This is a genomic window from Klebsiella grimontii, assembly GCF_900200035.1.
GTDB classification, from domain to species: Bacteria; Pseudomonadota; Gammaproteobacteria; order Enterobacterales; family Enterobacteriaceae; genus Klebsiella; species Klebsiella grimontii.
This window is the reverse complement of record NZ_FZTC01000019.1, coordinates 589909-613262: the sequence shown is the minus strand read 5'-3', so window position 1 is coordinate 613262 and position 23354 is coordinate 589909. Positions and strand designations below refer to the sequence as shown.

Sequence of the window (23354 nt, the reverse complement as noted above, 5' to 3'; positions counted from 1 at the left end):
CGCTTACCCTACCAACATCCACGTTGCCGGTACGGCGGCAACCAGCAAAAAACCAATTAATGCCAGGTCACGGCGTTTGAGCGGGCGATCGTGCTGGTGTGTACGACGGGCATACAGGAAAACCAGAAGACCCGGAGCGTAAAGTATCACCGACAACAATAAATGCACAGGGCCGGACGCATATAATAACCATAAGCCATAAATGCAGGCGCCGACACCGACCGCCTTGTGCAGCGGGCGCCGGGCAATCTTCAGCAGAAAGGCGCCGACGAGAAAGTAGGGGACCAGGATCATCTCTGAGGCGATGGTTAGCAGCGTGCTGTAATCTGAGCCGGTAAGCCAAATCAACACCAGCGAAGCCTGTACGCTGATATTGGTGAGCCACAGCGAAGACGACGGCGCGTTGTTTTTATTGGTTCGGGCAAACAGGCGCGGGAATGCTTTATGCGTCGCTGCCAGATAGGGCACCTCCGCCGCCATAATCGTCCAGCTCAGATACGCGCCGCAGACGGAGATAATCAGCCCGGCAGCGATCACAATTTCGCCCCAGGAGCCCATCATGTTGACCATCAGGCCGGCCATTGACGGGTTGCGGATTTCCGCCAGTTCGCTACGCGGCACAACCCCTAACGAGAGAAGCGTCACCAGCAAATAGACCGCCAGCGCGGAGAGTACCGCCAGCAGCGTCGCGCGCCCGACATCCTGTTTATTACGCGCGCGGGCGGAAACCACGACCGCGCCTTCGACGCCGATAAACACCCACAGGGTGATCAGCATGGTGTTTTTCACCTGCTCCCATACCGGTACGCCCAGCGCCAGGCCGCTAAAATCGAGGCGAAATGTCTCCATACGAAACGCCATAGCGGCCAGCGCGATAAACGCCCCGAGAGGCAGCAGCTTGGCCAGCGTCGCGGCCAGGTTGATACCGGCCGCCGTTTGAACGCCGCGCAGAACCAGGAAATGGACAATCCACAGCAGGACCGAGGCGCCGATGATGGATTGCCAGGTATTGCCATCGCCGAACAGGCGCAGTTCGGGCGTATCGGTAAAGAAGCTGAGCGCCGAGAAGACGATAACCAGGTAGGAGACGTTGGCGACAACCGCGCACAGCCAGTAGCCCCAGGCGGAGCAGAAGCCAATCAGCTCGCCGAAACCTTCCCGGGCGTAGGTGAAAATACCGCCGTCGAGGTCGGGGCGAATCCGCGTGAGCAGCAGCATGGCAAAGGCGAGGAACAGGATCCCCACGCCGGTGATGCCCCAGCCGATAAGCAGCGCGGAAGGGCTGGCAACGGCTGCCATGTTCTGCGGCAGACTGAATACACCCGCCCCCAGCATCGAGCTAAGTACCAGCGCGGTCAGGGCGCTAAGGCCCAGTTTCTTTTCCATTGCATTCCCGAGGTGATAATCATCAAGCTAAGAATATTTATTTGGCGAAATCGCATAAAAATGGAGGATTGCGCTAAGGCGCGGGATTTTACGGAGTGTTTTGTATGCATGCAATGGAGAGAAATGAAAAAAAGAAAAAAGGCGACTAATCGCCGCCTTTTTGTTCAGCTCAGCTACCGTTATTTATACAGGTCGGCGCTGATGGTGATGTTGCCGCCTCGTTCCTGCCACTGACGGGTAATGTGGTAGTACTTCGCGCCTTTCTTCGCGGCGCGCTTAGCCGTCTGGTAGGAGATTTCCGTCATGTTACCGTAGTTACCGGTGAACTTGATGCTGTCGTAAGGAACCATCTGCGCGGCGGTGATTTTATTCACTTCCTCGACCCTGGTGCCGTCCGGCAGCGTGACGGTGTAACGCCCGCCTTTAGACGATTGCGTTTCAAAGAAACGGCCTACGCCGGTGCCGGAACCGACCGCTGCGGTCGTTGCCACGCCAGGAATTTCAACTTTCTTAGCAGCCTCTCCGCCTTCGGCCAGCGCTGCGCGACCGGCTTCTGAATCTGCCGGGATCGCATCCGGGCTTTGCAGAACGCGTTTTTTGGCATCCGCTTTGTAGATATAGGCGGTGATGCGCTGGTTGCCGCCCTGGTTGGCATCAACCTGGCGTACGATAAAGAAAGAGGCTGCGCCCTTGGCTTTCGCGGCTTTGGTAATGGCGTCGTTGACTTCCGGCTGGCTGCGGTAGAAGCCCTGTACGGTGACGGTATCAAACGGCTCCAGCTCAACGGCCTGATCCTTCGGTAATTCCATTATGCCGTTGATAATGCGGTTTTTTGGCGCGTCGGCCTGCGGGGCATTTTCTTTATAAAAATCGGCCGTTACGCGCAGGTTGCCGCCGCTGCCAAAATCGGAGGTGTCGACAACATAAAAGGAAGCTGCGCCTTCTTTGTCCGCTTTACGGGAAACTGCCTGCACCGCATCGCCAATGGCGTTAAAACGACCGGTCACCTCAACGCGATCGTAGGGCTTCAGCGCTGCCGCCTGCTCCGGAGTCAGCTCGGTCGCTGCATGGGCAGACAACGCGGTGGTAGCCAGAAGAGCAGACGCCAGGAGTGAGTTCTTAAGCTTCATAAAAATAATCCTTTGCCTTGCGCAAACCATGTACGGGTATTGTTGTTGACTGAAAACATTTGATTATTGCATTTATCGTGAGTGACTGTCTGCGTCAATTTTCACTTGCCGCTCTAAACGTATACTGCAGAAATATAACATTTTTCGATATGTTGAAAAAACAGCCGCTTGACCAGCAAAATCGATAATCGATATCACTTTCATAAGTTAACATAATGTTAACGTGCTGATCCAGACGGCGATAAATGGTGAATTAACCCTTCTGCCAAGCGGATTATCAGGCGCTGGCATAAAAATAAGGTAAATATTGCTGCCTGACACGGTAAGCCGGGCGTTTTACCAATAAAATCAAAATTTCTGTTTTATTGCTGTAGATCACAATCGGTATTTTCAGTAGGTTATAAAAAGTTTGTTACTGTTTTATTTTTTCAGACATATGTTGGGGGGCGCGTTCATCCGCCTTTGCGACGGTCGCTTGTAAGAAAAGTAAACCATCATCAAAAACCGATGGAAGGGAAAACTATGCGTATTGGTGTACCAAAAGAGAGACTCGCCCAGGAAACCCGGGCCGCCGCCACGCCGAAAACGGTGGAGCAGCTGCTAAAGCTTGGGTTCAGCGTCGCGGTAGAAAGCGGTGCCGGTAAGTTGGCCAGTTTCGACGATGAAGCCTTCGTTCAGGCTGGAGCGGAGATCGTGAGCGGTGATGACGTATGGCAGTCTGACGTCATTCTGAAAGTGAACGCGCCCGATGACGATGAAATCCTGCTGCTTAATCCCGGCACGACGCTTATCAGCTTTATCTGGCCGGCGCAAAACCCGCAGCTGATGGAAAAACTGGCGGCGCGCAACATCAACGTGATGGCGATGGATTCGGTGCCGCGTATTTCGCGCGCGCAGTCGCTGGATGCGTTAAGTTCAATGGCTAACATCGCCGGCTACCGCGCGATCGTGGAAGCCGCCCACGAGTTTGGCCGTTTCTTCACCGGGCAGATCACCGCGGCAGGTAAGGTACCGCCCGCGAAGGTGATGGTGATCGGCGCCGGGGTTGCTGGTCTGGCGGCCATCGGCGCGGCCAATAGCCTCGGGGCAATCGTCCGCGCGTTTGATACCCGTCCGGAAGTGAAAGAACAGGTGCAGAGTATGGGCGCCGAGTTCCTTGAGCTGGATTTTAAAGAGGAAGCGGGCAGCGGCGACGGCTATGCCAAAGTCATGTCTGAAGCCTTTATTAAAGCCGAGATGGCGCTCTTTGCCGCCCAGGCGAAAGATGTCGACATCATCGTCACCACCGCGCTGATTCCGGGTAAACCGGCGCCGAAGCTGATTACCCGCGAAATGGTCGACTCCATGAAGCCCGGCAGCGTGGTGGTTGATCTGGCGTCGCAAAACGGCGGCAACTGTGAATACACCGTGCCGGGTCAGGTAGTCACCACCGCCAACGGCGTGAAGATTATCGGTTATACAGATCTCCCTGGCCGTCTGCCAACGCAGTCTTCGCAGCTGTACGGTACCAATCTGGTCAACCTGCTCAAGCTGCTGTGCAAAGAGAAAGACGGCAATGTCGTTATCGATTTTGATGATGTCGTTATCCGCGGCGTTACCGTGGTTCGCGAGGGTGAAATCACCTGGCCCGCGCCACCCATTCAGGTATCTGCTCAGCCGCAGGCGGCAGCGAAAAAGGTTGAAGCGCCAAAAGCAGAGGCGAAACCGAGCTCGCCGCTGCGCAAGTATGCGCTGATGGCGCTGGCGATTATTCTGTTTGGCTGGCTGGCCAGCGTGGCGCCAAAAGAGTTCCTCGGCCACTTTACCGTCTTTGCGCTCTCCTGCGTGGTCGGTTACTACGTCGTCTGGAACGTATCCCACGCGCTGCATACGCCGCTGATGTCGGTCACTAACGCCATTTCCGGCATTATTGTGGTCGGGGCATTGTTACAGATAGGCCACGGCGGCTGGGTCAGCTTTCTGAGCTTTATCGCGGTGCTGATCGCCAGCATTAATATTTTTGGTGGTTTCACCGTCACTCAGCGCATGCTGAAAATGTTCCGCAAAGGATAAGGGGTAACAAATGTCTGGTGGATTAGTTACAGCTGCATACATTGTTGCCGCGATTCTATTTATTTTTAGCCTGGCGGGGCTTTCCAAACACGAAACCTCGCAACAGGGAAACTACTACGGTATTGCCGGGATGGCGATTGCCCTGGTGGCGACCATTCTGGGGCCGGACAGCAGCAACGTCGCGTGGATCCTGCTGGCGATGGTTATCGGCGGCGCTATCGGTATTCGTCTGGCGAAGAAAGTTGAAATGACCGAAATGCCGGAGCTGGTGGCGATTCTGCACAGCTTCGTGGGCCTGGCGGCGGTGCTGGTAGGCTTTAACAGCTATCTGCAGCATGAAACAGAGATGGAACAGATTCTGGTCAATATTCATCTGACCGAAGTGTTCCTCGGCATCTTCATCGGTGCGGTGACCTTCACCGGCTCCGTCGTGGCGTTTGGCAAACTGTGCGGCAAGATGTCTTCAAAACCGCTGATGCTGCCGAACCGTCATAAGCTGAACCTGGCGGCGCTGGTGGTTTCTTTCCTGCTGCTGATCGTTTTCGTACGTACCGACAGCATCGGCATGCAGGTACTGTGCCTGCTGGTGATGACCGTTATCGCCCTGGCGTTTGGCTGGCACCTGGTGGCCTCCATCGGCGGCGCGGATATGCCGGTCGTGGTGTCAATGCTGAACTCCTACTCCGGTTGGGCGGCGGCAGCAGCGGGCTTTATGCTCAGCAACGACCTGCTTATCGTAACTGGCGCGCTGGTAGGTTCTTCCGGTGCGATTCTGTCGTACATCATGTGTAAGGCGATGAACCGTTCGTTCTTCAGCGTGATTGCCGGTGGCTTTGGTTCTGACGGCACGGCCTCCACGGCGGATGAAGAAGTGGGCGAGCACCGTGAAATCAGCGCCGAAGAAACCGCAGAGATGCTGAAAGGTTCGCAGTCGGTGATCATCACCCCGGGCTACGGCATGGCGGTGGCGCAGGCCCAGTATCCGGTCGCGGAAATCACCGAGCGACTGCGCGCGCGCGGAATCAAAGTGCGTTTCGGTATTCACCCGGTTGCCGGGCGTCTGCCGGGCCATATGAACGTACTGCTGGCGGAAGCGAAAGTCCCGTATGACATCGTGCTGGAGATGGATGAGATCAACGATGATTTCTCCGATACCGACACCGTGCTGGTGATCGGCGCTAACGACACCGTTAACCCGGCCGCGCAGGACGATCCGGGCAGCCCGATCGCCGGTATGCCGGTGCTGGAAGTGTGGAAAGCGCAGAATGTGATTGTATTTAAGCGTTCGATGAACACTGGCTACGCCGGCGTACAGAACCCGCTGTTCTTTAAAGAGAACACCCACATGCTGTTTGGCGATGCCAAAGCCAGCGTCGATGCGATTCTGAAAGCACTGTAGAGCCTGGTCTTTTAAAACCTGTGCTTCTTAAGCCGTCTCCTGTGAGACGGCTTTTTTATATAGGTTATCAAGTGATTATTTGCTCATAAAATAATCAGGCGAGGGTGTTATAATAAGCCCGTTTTTCACTCAAACTGAGGATATTATGGATACCGAGTTAACCCCCACGCAACTGGCCATCGAATTTCTGCGCCGTGACCCCGCTGCTTTAACCCCCGCGCAGTATCTGAAAAAGCTGAAACTACTGGAACTTGAGTTTGCTGACTTAATGGCGCTTTCGTCCATGGAGCTGAAAGAAGAGATCGATCACGCCTGGCGTTTAGGTATCCACTAACGTTTTCGTTACCGATAAAGCGATAGAAGATAAGGGCCGGGCGGCCCTTTATTTTGTTTATAAAATGCAAAAAAATCCCCCGCGCTGGCGGGGGATGAAGTTTTTTACTCTTACTGAAGGCGAGTGACTAATCGTCTTCTTCGTCGTCCAGCTCAACCGGCGTCTGGTATTGATCCGGCTTCAGCGCCAGCAGGTCGCAGCGCAGGTGGTCAATCACCTGCTCGGCGGTATTGCCGAGGAAGGCCGCCGATAGGCCGGTACGACCCACGGTGCCCAGCACCACGATGCCCGCCTGCAGATGTTCAGACAGATCGGGGATCACCTCTTCAGGAAGACCTTTTTCAACGTGGGTGCGGCCTTCATCGATGCCGAATTTCTGCCGCAGCGCTTTCATGGCCAGCAAATGCTGACCGCGAATGGCGTCGTTATAAACGCTGGGGTCAAAATCAGGGAGCTCAATCGCGATATTGATGGGCGTGACGGGATAGGCGCCCACCAGATGGACCTCGGTATGGTTAACCTGTTCCGCCAGCTCAATCGCTTCGCGTACCAGCTTTTCATTGAGCGCGTTGTGGTAGTTCTCTTCGCTGGCGAGATTGACCGCCACCAGCGCTTTACCCCCTTCCGGCCACGGCTGATCTTTGACCATCCATACCGGGCACGGGCATTTGCGCAGCAGGTGCCAGTCCGTTGGGGTGAAAATCACCGCTTCCAGCTTGTCGTGCTGGTGCGCCATTTTCAGCACTAAATCATGCTTGTCGCTAATGATTTCCTGGATAATGGCTTCGAAGGGACGATTGTGCCACACCACTTTGATATCAATGGGCACGCCGGATTCAATATAAAATTTTGCCTGCTCGCGGATCCAGGCGGTACGCTGGCCGATGACGCCCTGGCGCATGGCCGTGCGTTCGTCAGGAGACAGCAGGGTGGTCATTTCATAAGAAAAATCATAGATCGGCAAAAAGGCTTTGATGCGTCCACCAATCCGTTGGTGCAGATACACCGCGCGCCGCAATGCAGGCTGGTCGTCCTGATTGGGGTCGATTACTACCAGCATGTTCTGATACTTCGCCATACAGGGTCTCCTTACAACTGTAACTACAGTTTGTCCTTAAAAAGATAACCTATATGGATGAAATGAAACAGGGGAGGAGCCTGGCCAGATCAACAAATTAGAAAAAAATTCGCGATCCGGCCGGATACAGAGGGACTATCAGGCGACGTTGCGGGCCTGGCCAGCAAGCTGCGCCAGCAGGTCGCTGTTTTCAATGGTGATATATTTACCTTTAACCGCCAGCATACCGCTTTTCTGGAAACGCCCCAGCAGGCGGCTGATGGTTTCCACCGTCAGGCCCAGATAGTTGCCGATATCGCCACGGGTCATGGTGAGGCGGAACTCACGCGGAGAGAAGCCGCGCTGCGCAAAACGGCGGGACAGGTTGTAGATAAAGGCCGCCAGGCGCTCCTCTGCGTTCTTTTTGGAAAGCAGCAGGATCATATCCTGATCGCCTTTAATCTCGCCGCTCATCAGACGCATCATCTGCTGACGCAGATTCGGCATCTTACCGGAGAGATCGTCCAGCGTTTCAAAAGGAATCTCGCAGACCATTGAGGTTTCCAGCGCCTGGGCAAAGCTTGGGTGGTGGCCGGTGCCGATGGCGTCAAAGCCGACCAGATCGCCCGCCAGATGAAAACCGGTGATTTGCTCATCGCCCTGTTCGGTGATGGTGTAGCTTTTAATGGTGCCAGAACGAATTGCATACAGCGATTTCAGCTCATCACCGGCTTTGAACAAGGTTTGTCCTTTCTGGATAGGCTTTTTCCGCTCGATAATGTTATCAAGCTGATCAAGCTCATGCTCGTTCAGAGTAAAAGGGATGCAAAGCTGGCTAATGCTGCAATCCTGGCAATGGATTGCACAACCGCCAGACTGAATGCGTCGTATAATTCGCTTTTCCGGGATCATAAGTCTGCTCAGGCTTTAATTGATATTGGTCAATTTTAACATCTTTTTGGTGAGCAGGTAAGTCTCGAACCCCTGAAACACGTAATATTAAAAGGGTAAATCAGTTACTTGATTTATCCAATTGATTATAATAGGTTTATCTGGCGAGAAATGATTGTAAAATTACCGGAAGATTCCAAAAAAGCACTTACAGTCAAAGGAGCAGATAGCCTTCGTGGCGCAACAGCCACTCTTTACGCTGCACGCCGCCGGCATAACCGGTCATGGTGCCGTTACGCCCGATCACGCGATGGCAGGGCACCACAATACTGACCGGATTTGAACCGTTGGCGGCACCCACGGCGCGCGCGGCGCCCGGACGCCCCAGCGTCTCCGCGAGCTGACCGTAGTGCATGACCTGGCCGCAGGGGATGGTGCGCAGCGCTTGCCAGACCTGCCGCTGAAATGGCGTGCCGCCAGTGGCGGTCGGTAAGGTGTCGATAATGGCGAGATCCCCGGCGAAGTAATCGCTGAGCTTACTGCTCAGCCCTCCCGGGTTACTGGAATCAACGCGTTCGTAGCCTTCACTCCGATAATGGATATCCAGCAGTTGCTCCATGCGGTCGCGGTGCTGATCCCACTCAACGGCCCGCAGGTTGAACTGCTCATCACAAATTACCCACAGCGGCCCCAGCGGGGTGTCAATTTTATCCTGCAACAGCGTCAGCATCGGTAATCCTTCATCGCGGTTATATTGGCAGGGCATCACCATACCACGACGCGAGGTTAGCAAACTATACCCCGAAAAGGTCAACAAACCGGGCCAGCATGGACTATTAATTATGGAGTGGGGTAGCGATGTTTATTTTTGTATTCACTCGCAGGCGCGGCGGCAAAGCGATTTTGCTACCTTCAACCGGCGGCGAATTCAGCGGTAAGCATCCGACGCCGCAGATAACTTGAGTCAATGATTTCCCGGCGTTGCTGTGCGGGTTCTTACCAACAAAGGTGGTGATATGCAATATATGATGACTGGCGTTGTAATCGTGATTATCAGCGGCTTAGTGATTCATCTGGTCTCTTTGGCGATTGAAGGGTTGTATAAAAAGATCAGTAACCGAACGACATGGCGTTAACGGTTTCATGGCCTTCCCTGGCCGGTGGCGACATTATGGTAATCGTGGATAAATACCCGGCCCGATAGGCAGCCCCACCAGATACCAGCCCACCAGCAACAGTAGCCAGACGGCCAGGAATATTAACGGATAAGGCAAGACCAGCGAGTAGTAGGTTCCCAGTTTAGCCTCGGGCCGGTAGCGCTGTAAGAAGCCGAGAAACAGCGGCACAAACGGCGATACCGGCGCCAGCGGCAGCACCGATGAATCGGCGATACGGAACAGAATCTGCGCAAATGCCGGGTGAAAGCCCAGCAGCATAAACATCGGCACGAAAATCGGCGCCAGAATCGACCAGATTGCCGAGCCGCTGGCGATAAACATGCACAAAAAGGCGGATAGCAGCGCGAGGCCGACAAACGCCGGTACGCCGTTCATTCCCGCGCTCTCCAGCAGATCCGTCAAGCCGACGGCCATAAATTTCCCCATGTTGCTCCAGTTAAACATGGCGACGAACTGGGCCAGCGGGAAGACCATCACGATAAAGCCTGCCATCTCCTTCATCGGCTCAATCATCAGCTGCGGCAGATCGGCCTGACGGCGAATTTTGCCGGTGGCAATGCCGTAAGCCAGTGAAACGACAAAGAAGAAAAAGATAATGAGCGGGACGATCCCTTTTATAAACGGCGAAGGCATCACGGTATGCTTGATGGGATCGCGCAGGATACCGTTTTCCGGTATGACCATCAGCGCGATAACCGCCACGAATAACAGCGCGGCCACACCGGCCACGCGCAGGCCGAAGCGCTGTTCAGCCGTCAACGTCTGCAGCGTTTCATCGCTGCCGCCTTGCCACTGACCTAATCGCGGTTCCACCAGTTTATCGGTAATCAATCCGCCAACCAGCGTGAGAACGATCACCGAGGTTGCCATAAAATACCAGTTATCAATCACGCTGACGTGGAGCGAGGCGTCAAGGGTTTTGGCTGCTTCGGTGCTGATGCCGGAGAGCAGGACATCGGTGGTGACGATGAGCAGATTGGCCGTGAAGCCGCAGCCGACGCCGGCGATGGCCGCCAGCAGCCCGGCAACCGGGTGGCGGCCGACGGCGAGAAACATCAGGGCGCCCAGCGGCGGCATAATCACCAGCGCGGCATCGGAGGAGATGTGGCTGAAGAAGGCGATAAACAGCACCATATAGCTGGCGTAACGGGCGCTAACGTGCGATGACATTTTCACCATCAGCGAAGGCAGCAGGCCCACGCGTTCCGCAAATCCGGCCCCCAGCACCAGCGCCAGAATGGCCCCCAGCGGCGCGAAACCGCTGAAGTTCTTAATGACGTTCGGCAAAAACCAGTGCAACCCTTCGACGCTAAGCAAATTTTTCACCACCACTCGCGAGCCATCGGTGGGGTTCTGTACGCCAACGTTCAGCGCCGACAGGATGGCGGTGGCGGCCATCAACGCCACAATCAGGTAGATAAACAGTAAAAACGGATGCGGGACCTTGTTACCTATTTTTTCAACCCAGCCATAGAGCTTACCGCTGGGGGAAGGCGAGGGTATGGATGACATACTCATGGGCGTTCCTCAGTTGTCGTTGTTGTGTTGGTTGTCTCTTGACCCCAGGGCGTGTCAGCCATTGTTTTTTGGCGATGACCGCGTTGCTGTACTCCGTCCAAAGGGCTTTTATTATTTTAAAATCGAAGGCTTGACGTCCTGCGGGATGGGGCACCGGTAGGGCCTTTCGGCTAAGACCTGCGCCAGTTCCCGCCGGCTGGCTGTCAGTAACGGTCTGTCGCTGAACAAACGAATGGCCGTTGCCGCCAGTATTTTCCCGGCCAGAAGCATCCCTTTGTGAGCGATGGAGGTTCTGCCCTGGCTCACCAGTTGCCAGCTATGCAGCGGCGTCCCGACGGCAAAGCAGGGGCTGAAGCATTGGGCTACGGGAGCTTTCCAGCTTACGTCGCCGACGTCGGTAGAGCCCGCAAGGATGTTATCGGTAGCCGACCAGGGCGCCACTTCATCGATCAGGATCGTCTCGCGGTGGCGGCGGGCGAACGCTTTCCCTTCTTCGTCACCGGTGCCGGCAATGTTTTTCAGGCCGTTATTGATATCGTTCGCGCTCAGGGTGGCGCGAATTTCGGCGGCGAAAGCGCGCTCTTCCTCGCTCCAGTGCGGCGTGCCGTAATGGCATACCGCCTGATACATCGCCGCTTCCAGCGTGCGGTTGGGGAGATAGCTGGAACAGGCCTTTTCGAAGCGGCAGCTAACGCTGGTCTCGGTCATCAACGCGGCGCCCTGGGCGATTTTTTCGATCCGGGCGAAGATTTGCTGGGCGTCGGCCATTTCCGGGGCGCGAATGAGATACAGCACTTCCGCCTGCGCCTGGACAACGTTAGGAGAGACGCCGCCGGTATCGGTGATGGCGTAGTGCACCCGCGCCTTTTCGATAATATGTTCGTTAAGGAAGTTGCTGCCGGTGGTCATCAGCGTCACGGCATCCAGCGCGCTGCGGCCCAAATGCGGCGAGTTCGCCGCGTGCGCCGCGGTGCCGGTAAACCGCCATGCCGCCTGAATGTTGGCAAGGGTGCTGGTGCTGAACATCCCGGCCCAGGCTTCCGGGTGCCAGGTCAGGGCGGCATCGACGTCGTCGAATAATCCCTCGCGAACCATAAAGGTCTTGCCGGAGCCGCCTTCCTCACCGGGACAACCGTAGAAGCGCAGGGTGCCGGTGCCGCCGTGCTGCTGCAGCCAGTTCCTGGCGGCGACCGCGGCGGCGAACGCCGCCGTACCGAGCAGATTATGCCCGCACCCGTGGCCGTTTTCCCCCGGCGTTGGAGACGCGGGCGCTGCGCAGTGAGCCTGCTGGCTGAGCCCCGCCAGGGCGTCAAATTCGCCGAGCAGGGCAATCACCGGCTGGCCTGCGCCGAAGCTGGCGATAAAGGCGTTGGGGATCCCGCCGGCATTGCGGGTCAATTGAAAACCTTCCGCTTCCAGCGCATCGGCCAAACGCGCGGCGGACCAGAACTCCTGGAAGCGGGTTTCCGGATGATCCCAGATATCATCGGCAATGGCGCAAAAATCGTTGCGCCGCCCCTCAATAACGTCATCGACAAATTGATAAACCTGTTCCATTACACACCTCGCTGCCAGGGAAAGTTCATGGCGATGCGCGCTAACGTGGCGACGGCCTGGGTCATCACGCTTTCGTCGAAATCGAATTTTTCGTTGTGGTGGCCGGCGCTCAGTTCGGTGCCGAAAATCATGTATGAAGCGAGACCGCCGCGTTCCTGGACCCGGGCCATCATCAGGGTGGCATCCTCGGAGCCCGCCGGGGCAGCGATACGATCGACGGCCTGTTTAACGCCGGGGACCTGGGCCGTCTGCTGGCGCAGATAGTCCACCCACGCCGGCGACGGGGCGCTGGAGGTGGCTGCGCCCATCAGGTGCAGCTGGTAGCTGGCTTCATACATCGTCGCCGCGCCGGCGATCGCCTGTTTGGCCCGCTCAAAGACGTACTGGTTAATAGCGTCGGTTTCGCCCCTGGTTTCGACTTTTAATAGCGCGGAAGAGGGAACCACGTTACGCCCGGTACCGGCCTGCATGACCCCGACGTTAACCCTTGACGCCCCGGCGCTGTGCGGCGCGATGGCATGCAGGGCAAGGGCGGCCTGGGCCGCTGCCAGCAGCGCATTACGTCCATCTTCAGGTTTACCGCCAGCGTGGGCGGCGACGCCGCTGAACTGCACATCGAATTTGGTGGTGGCCATAAAGTTATCGCCACCGCAAACGACGGTGCCGGCAGGGACGCCGGTACCGATATGAATGGCGGTGAAGTAGTCCACGTCATCAAGTACGCCCGCAGCCACCATGGCGCGCGCGCCGCGGGTACCTTCTTCAGCCGGCTGGAAAATCAGCTTGATCGTCCCGTTGAGCTGCGCGGCATATTCCTTGAGCACGTGCGCCAGCCCCAGGCCGATTGCGGTATGACCGTCGTGGCCGCAGGCATGCATCATGCCTTCGTTGCAGGAGGCAAAACGATCGCGATGCGGACGGTGACTATCGTCATGCTGCTCGTTGAGATCGAGCGCATCCATATCGACGCGAAACGCCAGCGTCGGCCCCGGCCGCCCGCTGTCGAGCGTCGCCACTACCCCGGCGAAGCCCCCTTCAAACGCCGGCAGCCAGCGCTCCGGCGCACCCTGCGCGCGGGCGCGCTGGAACGCCTGCGCCAGGGTCTCTTCATCAGGCAGGCCCATACGGCTATCGGCATCGATAACGTCGCGACCCAGCGCCAGTTGATAACCCAGATCGTCAAGTATCTCCGCCACCTTGCTGGCGGTGCGGAACTCCAGCCAGCCGGATTCCGCATGCAGGTGAAAATCGCGACGCCATTCGGTCATTTTTGGCGCCAGCTGGTTGATGAAATCATAAAGTTGCGGCATAACCTTTCCTGTCATAATCAAAAACTGTGATGGTGTTCACGAAGTGATAGCTTTTACTTATCACTGCCGTATTTCATGCGCTCTCATCCTTAACCTGCCACAGCACGATCGATTACAGTAGATGTCATTTTCTTCTGTCTGATAAACACTGGTTATCACTTGCGATATGTCATTTCAGATCAAATTTCATCACATTCGCGCCTTCGTTGAGGTTGCGCGTGAAGGGAGCATTCGTGGCGCCAGCCGGGCGTTGGCGATTTCGCAGCCGGCGTTGGCCAAAGCGATCAAAGAGCTGGAAGAGGGCCTCTCCGCGCAGCTGTTTGTGCGCCGTAGCCAGGGGGTGGCGCTGACTGAAAACGGCGAAAGCTTTTATCAACATGCGAGCCTGATCCTCGAAGAGCTGCGGGCGGCGCAGGATGAATTGCTGCAGCGTCAGGGCGAGCAGGCGGGGCAGATTAATATCGGTCTTGGCGCCAGCGTAGCGCGCTCGCTGATGCCGTCGGTCATTTGCCGCTTTCACCAGCAGCATCCGCTGGTGAAGGTGCGGATTATGGAAGGACAACTGCTGGCGATGATTAATGAACTGCGCCAGGGTGAGCTGGATTTCACCATCAATACTTACTATCCCGGCCCGTACGATCATGAATTCAGTTTTGAAAAGCTATTTGAGAAACCCTTCGCGGTATTCGCCCGCGCCGGTCACCCGGCGGCAAAAGCCACTTCACTGACGGCATTGCTCGATCGCCACTGGACGATGCCGACGCCGCGCGGCAGCTACTTCAAACAGCTGCAGGAGATGTTTAACCAGGCCGGACTGGCGCCAAAGGTGGATATCGTTTGCGAGACCTTCTCTTCGTGTATTAGCCTGGTGGTGAAAAGTGATTTTCTCAGCATTTTGCCGGTCGAACTTGGCAATGACCCGATGATGGCGGATAAGCTGGTGATGATCCCCATTCGCGAAGCGTTACCCAAAGCCACCTATTATCTGATTCAGCGCCGCGATACGCGGCAGACGCCCTTAACGGCGTCATTAATCACGCTGTTTCGTCGTCAAAGCCGTCAACTGTTTCCCTGATCGCGTCGACGCCCGATTTACCGGCGGAAGGTGTTAAACGCGTTGAGGGGTAAGCGCGAGGCGGCTATAGTAACTTCCCGGTTGTAGCTGGAGGAGCGCGCATGAACCTTGACGACAAATCCCTATTTCTTGGCGCCATGGAGGACGTTCAGCCTCTGAAACGTCATAACGACGTTCACTGGCATCCCGAGCGCAAGACCCGCGCCGTGCAGCGGGTTGACACCCTGCAGCTTGATAACTTCCTGACCACCGGCTATCTCGATATCGTGCCGCTGGCAACCGCCCTGGAATTCAAGCGCGAAGGCCTGCAAAGCGGCGTGCTGGAGAAACTCCGGCGCGGCAAGTACGGCCAGCAGGCAAGCCTCAATCTGCTGCGCCAGCCGGTCGAAAAGTGCCGACAAATGCTGTTTGCTTTTGTGGTTCAGGCGCGAAAGGAGGGGCTGCGCAATGTGCTGATCGTTCATGGCAAAGGGCGCGACGATAACGCCCACGCCAATATTATTCGCAGCTACCTGGCGCGCTGGCTGGTGGAACTCCCGGAAGTCCAGGCGTTCTGCGCAGCGTTACCGCACCACGGCGGCAGCGGCGCCTGCTACGTGGCGCTGCGTAAATCGGCGGAGGCTAAGCAGGAAAACTGGGAGCGCCACGCTAAACATAGCCGCTAGCGCATCAGCAGCGTCAGTTCCCGGGCTGCTTTTTGTAGCTCGGGTAACACCCGCGCCAGCATCTCTTGCGCGGAAACCTGTCCGGCATGCACGCCGACGTTAAGCGCCGCCTGAATCTGCCCCTGGGGATTAAACAGCGGCACCGCCAGCGAGCGCAGCCCCATCTCCAGCTCCTGATCGTTAAGCGCGTACCCCTGCTGATGGACGCGTTTAAGCTCGGCGCGCAGCTTCGCGACGGAATCGACGGTTTGCGGGGTATAGCGAATCATGGTGACCCGGCCCAGCATATCGTTCAGCTTCTCCTCCGGCTGATAGCTCAGCAGTACGCGCCCCATCGAGGTCGCCCAGGCGGGCAGACGGCTGCCGATATCGAGATCGATGGTCATAATGCGCGAGCTGGATGCGCGAGCGATATAAAGAATATCGTCGCCGTCGAGAGTGGCGATTGAGCAAGACTCATTGAGCATTTCGCTTAAATGCTTCAGCACCGGCTGCGCCGAGCGCGCCAGCGGCGTGGAGGCCAGCCACGCGTGGCCCAGCGCCAGAATTTTCGGCCGCAGCTGGAAATTTTTACCATCTTCGGCGTACACAAAGCCCAGTTTGCTCAGCGTATACAGGCAGCGGCGCACCGCCGCGCGCGGAATGCCGGTCTTTTGGCTGATTTGCGAAATAGAGAGCAGCGGGCGCTGCGGCGTAAACGCCTGGATCACCTCCAGCCCGCGCGCCAGCGAAGCCATAAAGTTCGGATCGCCCTTAAACGGATCGCTATCGCCCGTCAGTAAATCGTCTGGATGTTTCTCCATGCTCTTCTCCATATTTGCCGCCGATCACATTCTTTCGCTAAACATACACGATGTTCGATTATCGCACCATATTTCGATTATCGCCCTTGACCGACATCGTTAAGCGGGTCACATTTTGTGCGAACAACGAATAAAAGTGCGATTACCGCACATACAGGAGCGACCTGATGATTGATAAAAGCGTGTCGACGCTACGTGATGCCATCGCTGGGATCCACGACGGAGCGACCATAATGATTGGCGGTTTTGGCCCCGCCGGGCAGCCGACGTACCTGATAGATGCTCTGATAGAACAGGGGGCCCGCGATTTAACCATTATCAACAACAATGCGGGCAACGGCGAAGTTGGCCTGGCGGCGCTGCTGAAGGCCGGGCGGGTGCGCAAAATGATCTGCTCGTTCCCGCGTCAGGTCGACTCGCAGATTTTCGACGATCTCTATCGCCGCGGCAAAGTCGAGCTGGAGCTGGTTCCGCAGGGCAACCTCGCCGCGCGTATTCAGGCGGCAGGGGCTGGCCTTGGCGCGGTTTTCACTCCAACCGGCTACGGTACGCCGCTGGCGGAAGGGAAAGAGACCCGCGAGATCGACGGGCGTCACTATGTGCTCGAATATCCTATCAAGGCCGACTTTGCGTTGATCAAAGCCCATCAAGGCGACCGCTGGGGAAACCTGGTATACCGCAAGGCGGCGCGCAACTTCGGCCCGATTATGGCGACCGCCGCGAAAACCACTATCGTGGAAGTCTCGCAGCTGGTGCCCCTCGGTAGCCTTGACCCGGAGAGCATCATTACCCCGGGCATTTTTGTTCAGCGCGTCTTCTCCCTGGAAAACCTGATTGCCGCTAAAAGCGCCTGAGGACCCCATTATGCAAAAACTGACTCGCGATGAGATGGCCCAGCGCGTGGCTCGCGATATACCTGAAGGCGCTTATGTCAATCTGGGGATCGGCTTGCCTACCCGCATTGCTAACTATCTTCCCGCTGATAAAGAAATCTTTCTGCACAGCGAAAATGGCCTGCTGGGAATGGGGCCAAAGCCACGGCCTGGCGAAGAGGACCCGGAGCTGATTAACGCCGGAAAAGAGTATGTGACTTTGCTTGAGGGGGGCTGCTATTTCCACCACGGCGACTCCTTCGCCATGATGCGCGGCGGCCATCTCGATATCTGCGTGCTCGGCGCCTATCAGGTTTCCGCCAGCGGCGATCTGGCGAACTGGAGCACCGGCGCGCCCGACGCGATTCCGGCGGTTGGCGGGGCGATGGATCTGGCCATTGGCGCTCGTCAGGTCTTCGTGATGATGGATCACCTGACCCGCGACGGGGAATGCAAGCTGGTAGAGCACTGCACCTATCCGCTGACCGGCGTTGGCTGCGTCAGCCGGATTTACACCGACCTGGCGGTCATCGATATCAGCGAAAGCGGCCCGGTGGTGCGGGAAATCTTCAACGGCCTCTCTTTTGAGGAACTGCAGCGCATCACTCCGGTGGCGCTGACTTTTGCACAACTGGCGGAAAGCGCGTAAGGAACCTATGATGAATCAGGCATTTATCTGTGATGCGGTGCGCACGCCGTTCGGTCGCTTTGGCGGTACCCTGGCCACCCTGCGCGCCGACGATCTGGCGGCGCTGCCGCTGAAAGCGCTGCTGGAACGCAACCCGGGACTCGATCCGGCGCGTATTGATGATGTGATTTACGGCTGCGCCAACCAGGCGGGGGAAGATAACCGCAACGTCGCGCGTATGGCGCTGCTGCTGGCCGGACTGCCGGAAAGCGTACCGGGCAGTACCGTTAACCGCCTGTGCGGTTCCAGCCTTGATGCGATCGGCATCGCAGCGCGCGCGATTAAAAGCGGCGAAACTCAACTGATGATCGCCGGCGGCGTGGAGAGCATGTCGCGGGCGCCATTTGTGATGGGCAAGGCCGAAAGCGCCTTTAGCCGCACGATGCGGATGGAAGATACCACCATCGGCTGGCGCTTCATTAACCCGCAGATGAAAGCGCTGTACGGCGTGGATTCGATGCCGGAAACGGCGGAAAACGTGGCGGACGATTTCGCCATTTCGCGGACGGATCAGGATGCGTTTGCGCTGCGTAGCCAGCAGCGTACGGCGGCGGCGCAGGAGGCGGGGCGTTTTGCCGACGAGCTGATCGCCGTCTCGGTGCCGCAGCGCAAGGGCGAACCGCTGCTCTTTAGCCGCGATGAGCATCCGCGCAGCACCACGGCGGATGCGCTGGCCAGGCTTCGCGGCGTGGTTCGCCCCGACGGTACGGTGACGGCGGGTAACGCCTCCGGGGTTAACGACGGCGCCTGTGCGCTGCTGCTCGCCAGCGAGCAGGCGCTGGCCGCCAATGATTTACAGCCGCTGGCGCGCGTAGTGGGCGTCGCGACGGCAGGCGTTGCGCCGCGAATTATGGGATTTGGCCCGGCGCCGGCGGTACGTAAGGTGCTGGCGCAAACCGGGCTAACGCTTGGGCAGATGGACGTCATTGAACTGAATGAAGCCTTTGCCGCTCAGGCGCTGGCGGTGACGCGCGATCTGGGCCTGCCCGACGATGCGGCGTACGTCAACCCTAACGGCGGCGCGATTGCCCTCGGGCATCCGCTGGGGGCTTCCGGCGGTCGTCTGGCAATGACCGCAGCGTATCAGCTGCGCCGTACCGGCGGGCGCTATGCGCTGTGCACCATGTGTATCGGCGTCGGTCAGGGGATCGCGCTGATTATTGAACGCGTTTAAGGAGCCACAATGAGTTTGTTGACCCCGATGATGCGCACCAGTCCGCTGACCGCCTGGTTCAGCGACGCGCAGCGGGTGCAGGGGATGCTGGATTTTGAAGCCGCGCTGGCGCGCGCCCAGGTCGAATGTGGCCTGGTGCCGCAGGCGGCCCTGACCCCGATTCTTGAGACTTGCCGGCACGAAAACATCGATTTTGCCGCGCTGGGGCAGGCCGCCGCCAGCGCGGGAAATCTGGCGATCCCGCTGGTCAAACAGCTGACCGCGCGGGTCAGGGAACGGGATGAAGCGGCGGCGCGCTACCTTCACTGGGGGGCGACCAGCCAGGACGCTATCGATACCGGCTTTATCCTGCAGCTGCGCGGGGCGCTGGCGGAAACGGAGTCCCTGCTGCAGCGTCTGCTCGACGCGTTGGCCAGCCAGGCACAGCGATATCAGGATACGGTGATGCCGGGCCGGACCTGGATGCAGCACGCGCTACCGGTGACCTTTGGCCTTAAGCTTGCCGGGACGCTGGATGCGCTGCTGCGCTGGCAGACGCGCCTGCGGGAGATGCGCTCGCGGGTGCTGGCCCTGCAGTTTGGCGGCGCGGCGGGTACCCTGGACTCCCTTAAAACCCAGGCGCCGCAGGTCGCCATCGCGCTGGCGAAAACCCTCGACCTGCAGCTGCCGGACACACCCTGGCACAGTCAGCGTGACCGGCTGCTGGAGGTGGGAGCGTGGTACGCGGGGGTCTGCGGCACGCTGGGTAAATTCGCCAATGATTTTTCGCTGCTGATGCAAAGCGAAGTGGCGGAAGTGGCGGAGCCGGTCGCTGAAGGGCGCGGCGGGTCGTCCACCATGCCGCACAAACGCAATCCCATCGCCTGCGCCGCTATTTTGACCGCCGCCCAGCGTACGCCGGGGCTGGTGGCGACGCTATATACCGGGCAGATCCAGCAGCATGAGCGGGCGCTGGGCGGCTGGCAGGCGGAGTGGGAAACGCTGCCGGAGCTGATGACCCTCGTCGGCGGCGCGCTGGCGCAGAGCGAAGCGCTGGTGCGCGATATGCAGGTCTTCCCGCCTAAAATGCGCGCCGACCTTGAGATCACCCATGGCCTGATTATGGCGGAGGCCGTGACCCTGGCGCTGGCGGAGTTTATCGGCAAAGCCGATGCTCATCATCGCATTGAGGCGCTGTGTCGTCAGGCGCTGGATACGTCATGTTCGCTGCAGAGCGTACTGGAAAACGATCCGCAGGTCAGTGAACATCTCTCCGCCGACCGCTTAACCCAACTGCTGGATCCGACGACGGCGACCGGCAGCTCGGCACTCTTCGTGCGCCAGGTTGTGGCGCGCTATAAGGAACAACTTCATGAATGTTGATTATCAGATTGATGGGCCGCAAGACGCGCCGGTCATCGTGCTCTCCAACTCGCTGGGCACCACCCGGGCGATGTGGCAGCCGCAGCTTGAGGCGTTGACGCAGCATTTTCGCGTGCTGCGCTACGATACCCACGGTCATGGCGCCACGCGTAAAAACGGTAAAGTGACGCTGGCGCAGCTCGGCGAAGATGTGGTTGCGCTACTCGATCATCTTAATATTGCCAAAGCCTGGTTTTGCGGAATTTCTATGGGCGGTCTGACCGGTCTGTGGCTGGGACGCTTTGCTCCGGAACGTTTTTACGGGCTGGTCGTCGCCAACACCGCCGCGCGTATTGGCGACCAGGCAAGCTGGCTGTCGCGCGCCCGCGCGGTGCGTCAGGAAGGTATGGAAGTGGTGGCCGCAGGCGCGGCGGATCGCTGGTTTACCCACGCGTTTCGTCAGAAGACGCCGGAAGTGGTGGCCGCGCTCTGTCACCAGTTGACCCATATCGATGCGGAAGGCTATGCGGCCTGCTGTGAAGCGCTGGCCGCCGCCGATCTGCGCGCAGAAGTCGCGCAGATCCCGATTCCGGTGCTGATTGTCGCCGGGGAAAGTGACCCTGTCACAACGGTGGCGGATGCCGATTTTCTGCATCAGCAGATCCCGGTCTCTGAAGTGGTTGTACTGGCGGCATCGCATCTATCGAATATCGAAGCGCCGAAAGCGTTTAGCTCGGCGCTGCTGGGTTTTGTTCAGGGGGAAAAGCATGGACGATAAGCAGCGTTATCAGCGGGGAATGGAGGTACGGCGCAAGGTGCTCGGCGATGCCCATGTCGATAAGACGCTGCAAAAGCTGACGCCGCTGAATGAAGAGTTCCAGGATTTCATTACCCGCTACGCCTGGGGAGAGACCTGGACCCGGCCGGGGCTCGATCACCATACTCGCAGCATGATCACCATCGCCATGCTGATCGCCCTGAACCGCGAAGCTGAGCTAAAAATGCACCTGCGCGCGGCGTTTAACAACGGCGTCACCCGCGATGAGCTAAAAGAGCTGATTATGCACTCCGCGCTCTACTGCGGCCTGCCCGCCGCCAACGCCACGATGCACCTGGCGCAGCAGGTATTTGATGAGATGGATGCTGTTTAGCCGCCACCCGGCAGGTTTGTCGCTCATCTCAGGCCGTCATGCGACGGCCTTCGACAGTGACCCGCCGCCAGGGGCGGTTAATATCACCCTCTTTGCTGTGAACAGCCCGCGCACTGCTTATTCTGGATCTGTTGGAAGAAGTCATTGCCTTTGTCATCCACGAGGATAAACGCCGGGAAGTTTTCCACTTCGATTTTCCAGATGGCTTCCATCCCCAGTTCAGGATAGGCCACGCACTCCAGGCTCTTGATGCTCTGCTGCGCCAGCACCGCCGCCGGGCCGCCGATGCTGCCGAGGTAAAAACCGCCGTGCTTATGGCAGGCGTCGGTGACCTGCTGGCTGCGGTTGCCTTTGGCCAGCATCACCATGCTTGCGCCGTGGGATTGCAGCAAATCGACGTAAGAGTCCATGCGGCCAGCGGTGGTGGGGCCAAGGGAGCCGGACGCATAGCCTTCCGGGGTTTTCGCCGGACCCGCGTAGTAGATCGGGTGATCTTTGACGTACTGCGGCAGTTCCTCACCGTTATCGATAAGTTCCTTCAGCTTCGCATGGGCGATATCGCGGGCCACAATAATGGTGCCGTTGAGGGTCAGACGCGTCGAGACCGGGTGGGCGGAAAGCTGGGCCAGAATCTCGCTCATCGGCTGATTAAGATTGATGCTGACGACCCTGCCTTCACCCTGCTGGCGCAGGTGTTCAGGGATATACTGTCCCGGGTTGCTCTCCAGTTTCTCAATCCAGATACCGTGGCGGTTGATTTTGGCTTTGATATTGCGATCCGCCGAGCAGGAGACGCCCATGCCCACCGGGCACGACGCGCCGTGGCGCGGCAGGCGGATGACGCGGATATCGTGCGCGAAGTATTTGCCGCCGAACTGCGCCCCAAGACCGAGGTTTTGCGCCTCCGCCAGCAGTTCCTGCTCCAGCTGAATATCGCGGAAGGCCTGACCGTGCTCGTTACCTTCGGTCGGCAGTTCGTCGTAATAGTGGGTAGAGGCCAGCTTAACCGTTTTCAGGGTGGACTCCGCCGAAGTGCCGCCAATGACGAACGCGATATGGTACGGCGGGCAGGCGGCGGTTCCCAGGGTGCGCATCTTCTCGACGAGGTAGTTTTTCAGCTTCGCCGGCGTAATTAATGCTTTGGTTTCCTGGTACAGATAGGTTTTATTCGCCGAGCCGCCGCCCTTGGCGATGCAGAGGAATTTGTACTCCTCGCCGTCGGTAGCGTAGAGGTCGATTTGCGCAGGCAGGTTAGTGCCGGTGTTGACCTCTTTATACATATCCAGCGGCGCATTCTGCGAATAGCGCAGGTTGTCCTCGGTATAGGTGTTATAGACGCCGCGGGCGAGGGCCGCTTCATCGCCGCCGCCGGTCCACACGCGCTGGCCTTTCTTGCCCATAATAATCGCCGTGCCGGTATCCTGGCAGGTGGGCAGCACGCCTTTGGCGGCGATGTCAGAGTTGCGCAGGAACTGCAGCGCCACATACTTATCGTTATCGCTGGCTTCAGGGTCGAGAAGGATCTGCGCGACCTGTTTCTGGTGGGACACGCGCAGCATAAACGCCGCATCGTGGAAAGCCTGCTGCGCCAGCAGGGTAAGGGCCTGAGGGTCTACTTTGAGGATCTCCTGGCCTTCGAATTCGGCGATGGAGACGTGCTCTTTGCTTAGCAGATAGTATTCAGTCTTATCTTTTGCCAGCGGAAACGCTTCCTGATAGACAAACGGTTTAGTCGACATTGCTTTGCTCCCTAAGAGTAAAACCGCCGGGGTT

21 protein-coding genes are annotated in these 23354 nt (G+C 58.0%); 11 read left to right on the top strand and 10 right to left on the bottom strand.

From position 1 onward, the window contains the following. Nucleotides 1-3: 3 nt before the first annotated feature. Both KOSB73_RS17685 and ydgH read right to left on the bottom strand, forming a co-directional pair. The gene (locus tag KOSB73_RS17685) at nt 4-1386 is read right to left on the bottom strand and encodes an amino acid permease (protein ID WP_004134411.1); all 1383 of its coding nucleotides are present in this window, start codon (nt 1384-1386) and stop codon (nt 4-6) included. Between the two features lie 179 nt (nt 1387-1565). After that, entirely contained in the window at nt 1566-2516 is a 951-nt protein-coding gene (gene ydgH, locus KOSB73_RS17675) for a DUF1471 family protein YdgH (RefSeq protein ID WP_024358001.1), read from the bottom strand. 522 nt (nt 2517-3038) lie between these two features. On the opposite strand from ydgH, the gene pntA reads away from it, so the two are divergent. The 3 genes from pntA (at nt 3039) to KOSB73_RS17655 (ending at nt 6301) form a co-directional block, all read left to right on the top strand. Beyond that, nucleotides 3039-4568, top strand: a complete 1530-nt coding sequence (gene pntA / locus KOSB73_RS17665; protein ID WP_004119626.1) for a Re/Si-specific NAD(P)(+) transhydrogenase subunit alpha — start codon at nt 3039-3041, stop codon at nt 4566-4568. Nucleotides 4569-4578: 10 nt separating this feature from the next. Continuing rightward, nucleotides 4579-5967, top strand: a complete 1389-nt coding sequence (gene pntB, locus KOSB73_RS17660) for a Re/Si-specific NAD(P)(+) transhydrogenase subunit beta (protein ID WP_098140753.1) — start codon at nt 4579-4581, stop codon at nt 5965-5967. A 145-nt stretch (nt 5968-6112) separates the two neighbouring features. After that, the gene (locus tag KOSB73_RS17655) at nt 6113-6301 is read left to right on the top strand and encodes a YdiH family protein (protein ID WP_004102581.1); all 189 of its coding nucleotides are present in this window, start codon (nt 6113-6115) and stop codon (nt 6299-6301) included. Nucleotides 6302-6428: 127 nt separating this feature from the next. Here KOSB73_RS17655 and uspE read toward each other — a convergent pair whose 3' ends face one another. The 6 genes from uspE to KOSB73_RS17620 form a co-directional block, all read right to left on the bottom strand. Next, on the bottom strand, nt 6429-7379 hold the full coding sequence (gene uspE, locus KOSB73_RS17650) for a universal stress protein UspE (RefSeq protein ID WP_024358004.1): 951 nt from the start codon (nt 7377-7379) through the stop codon (nt 6429-6431). Between the two features lie 138 nt (nt 7380-7517). Continuing rightward, on the bottom strand, nt 7518-8270 hold the full coding sequence (gene fnr / locus KOSB73_RS17645) for a fumarate/nitrate reduction transcriptional regulator Fnr (RefSeq protein ID WP_004102577.1): 753 nt from the start codon (nt 8268-8270) through the stop codon (nt 7518-7520). A gap of 193 nt (nt 8271-8463) precedes the next feature. After that, complete coding sequence (gene ogt / locus KOSB73_RS17640) at nt 8464-8979, bottom strand: methylated-DNA--[protein]-cysteine S-methyltransferase (RefSeq protein WP_064342792.1); 516 nt, start codon at nt 8977-8979, stop codon at nt 8464-8466. Nucleotides 8980-9418: 439 nt separating this feature from the next. Next, nucleotides 9419-10945 carry a p-aminobenzoyl-glutamate transporter gene (abgT, locus tag KOSB73_RS17630; protein ID WP_049085797.1) on the bottom strand — a complete coding sequence of 509 codons (1527 nt, stop codon included), beginning with the start codon at nt 10943-10945 and terminating at the stop codon, nt 9419-9421. Nucleotides 10946-11056: 111 nt separating this feature from the next. Further along, nucleotides 11057-12502, bottom strand: coding sequence for a M20 family metallopeptidase (locus KOSB73_RS17625; RefSeq protein ID WP_098140751.1), 1446 nt, complete (start codon nt 12500-12502; stop codon nt 11057-11059). Continuing rightward, nucleotides 12502-13812: a M20 family metallo-hydrolase gene (locus KOSB73_RS17620; protein WP_049131885.1), complete on the bottom strand. Its 1311-nt coding sequence runs from the start codon at nt 13810-13812 to the stop codon at nt 12502-12504. Before KOSB73_RS17620 ends, KOSB73_RS17625 begins: the two co-directional genes overlap by 1 nt. 166 nt (nt 13813-13978) lie before the next feature. On the opposite strand from KOSB73_RS17620, the gene KOSB73_RS17615 reads away from it, so the two are divergent. Next, nucleotides 13979-14887: a LysR family transcriptional regulator gene (locus KOSB73_RS17615; protein ID WP_098140750.1), complete on the top strand. Its 909-nt coding sequence runs from the start codon at nt 13979-13981 to the stop codon at nt 14885-14887. 101 nt (nt 14888-14988) lie between these two features. After that, a complete protein-coding gene (gene smrA, locus KOSB73_RS17610; RefSeq protein WP_004135568.1) occupies nt 14989-15552 on the top strand; it encodes a DNA endonuclease SmrA in 564 nt (187 codons plus the stop codon). On the opposite strand, the gene KOSB73_RS17605 is transcribed toward smrA, so the two are convergent. Further along, on the bottom strand, nt 15549-16355 hold the full coding sequence (locus KOSB73_RS17605; RefSeq protein ID WP_004135569.1) for an IclR family transcriptional regulator domain-containing protein: 807 nt from the start codon (nt 16353-16355) through the stop codon (nt 15549-15551). The two genes, smrA and KOSB73_RS17605, sit on opposite strands and share 4 nt — an antisense overlap. Nucleotides 16356-16522: 167 nt before the next feature. On the opposite strand from KOSB73_RS17605, the gene KOSB73_RS17600 reads away from it, so the two are divergent. From KOSB73_RS17600 to pcaC, 6 genes are read left to right on the top strand one after another with little or no spacing between them, the layout of a single operon-like run. Then, nucleotides 16523-17209, top strand: coding sequence for a 3-oxoacid CoA-transferase subunit A (locus KOSB73_RS17600; protein ID WP_024358011.1), 687 nt, complete (start codon nt 16523-16525; stop codon nt 17207-17209). Between the two features lie 10 nt (nt 17210-17219). Then, entirely contained in the window at nt 17220-17876 is a 657-nt protein-coding gene (locus tag KOSB73_RS17595) for a 3-oxoacid CoA-transferase subunit B (protein ID WP_064411761.1), read from the top strand. Between the two features lie 10 nt (nt 17877-17886). Further along, the gene (gene pcaF / locus KOSB73_RS17590; protein ID WP_098140749.1) at nt 17887-19089 is read left to right on the top strand and encodes a 3-oxoadipyl-CoA thiolase; all 1203 of its coding nucleotides are present in this window, start codon (nt 17887-17889) and stop codon (nt 19087-19089) included. Nucleotides 19090-19098: 9 nt separating this feature from the next. Beyond that, the gene (locus KOSB73_RS17585; protein ID WP_098065843.1) at nt 19099-20451 is read left to right on the top strand and encodes a 3-carboxy-cis,cis-muconate cycloisomerase; all 1353 of its coding nucleotides are present in this window, start codon (nt 19099-19101) and stop codon (nt 20449-20451) included. Next, complete coding sequence (gene pcaD / locus KOSB73_RS17580; protein ID WP_024358014.1) at nt 20441-21208, top strand: 3-oxoadipate enol-lactonase; 768 nt, start codon at nt 20441-20443, stop codon at nt 21206-21208. The genes KOSB73_RS17585 and pcaD overlap by 11 nt, the downstream gene beginning before the upstream one ends. Then, nucleotides 21198-21581, top strand: a complete 384-nt coding sequence (gene pcaC / locus KOSB73_RS17575) for a 4-carboxymuconolactone decarboxylase (RefSeq protein ID WP_004135574.1) — start codon at nt 21198-21200, stop codon at nt 21579-21581. The genes pcaD and pcaC overlap by 11 nt, the downstream gene beginning before the upstream one ends. Nucleotides 21582-21664: 83 nt before the next feature. Here the strand turns inward: pcaC and fumA are convergent, their stop codons facing one another. Then, a complete protein-coding gene (gene fumA / locus KOSB73_RS17570) occupies nt 21665-23320 on the bottom strand; it encodes a class I fumarate hydratase FumA (RefSeq protein WP_064342768.1) in 1656 nt (551 codons plus the stop codon). Between the last annotated feature and the right edge of the window lie 34 nt (nt 23321-23354).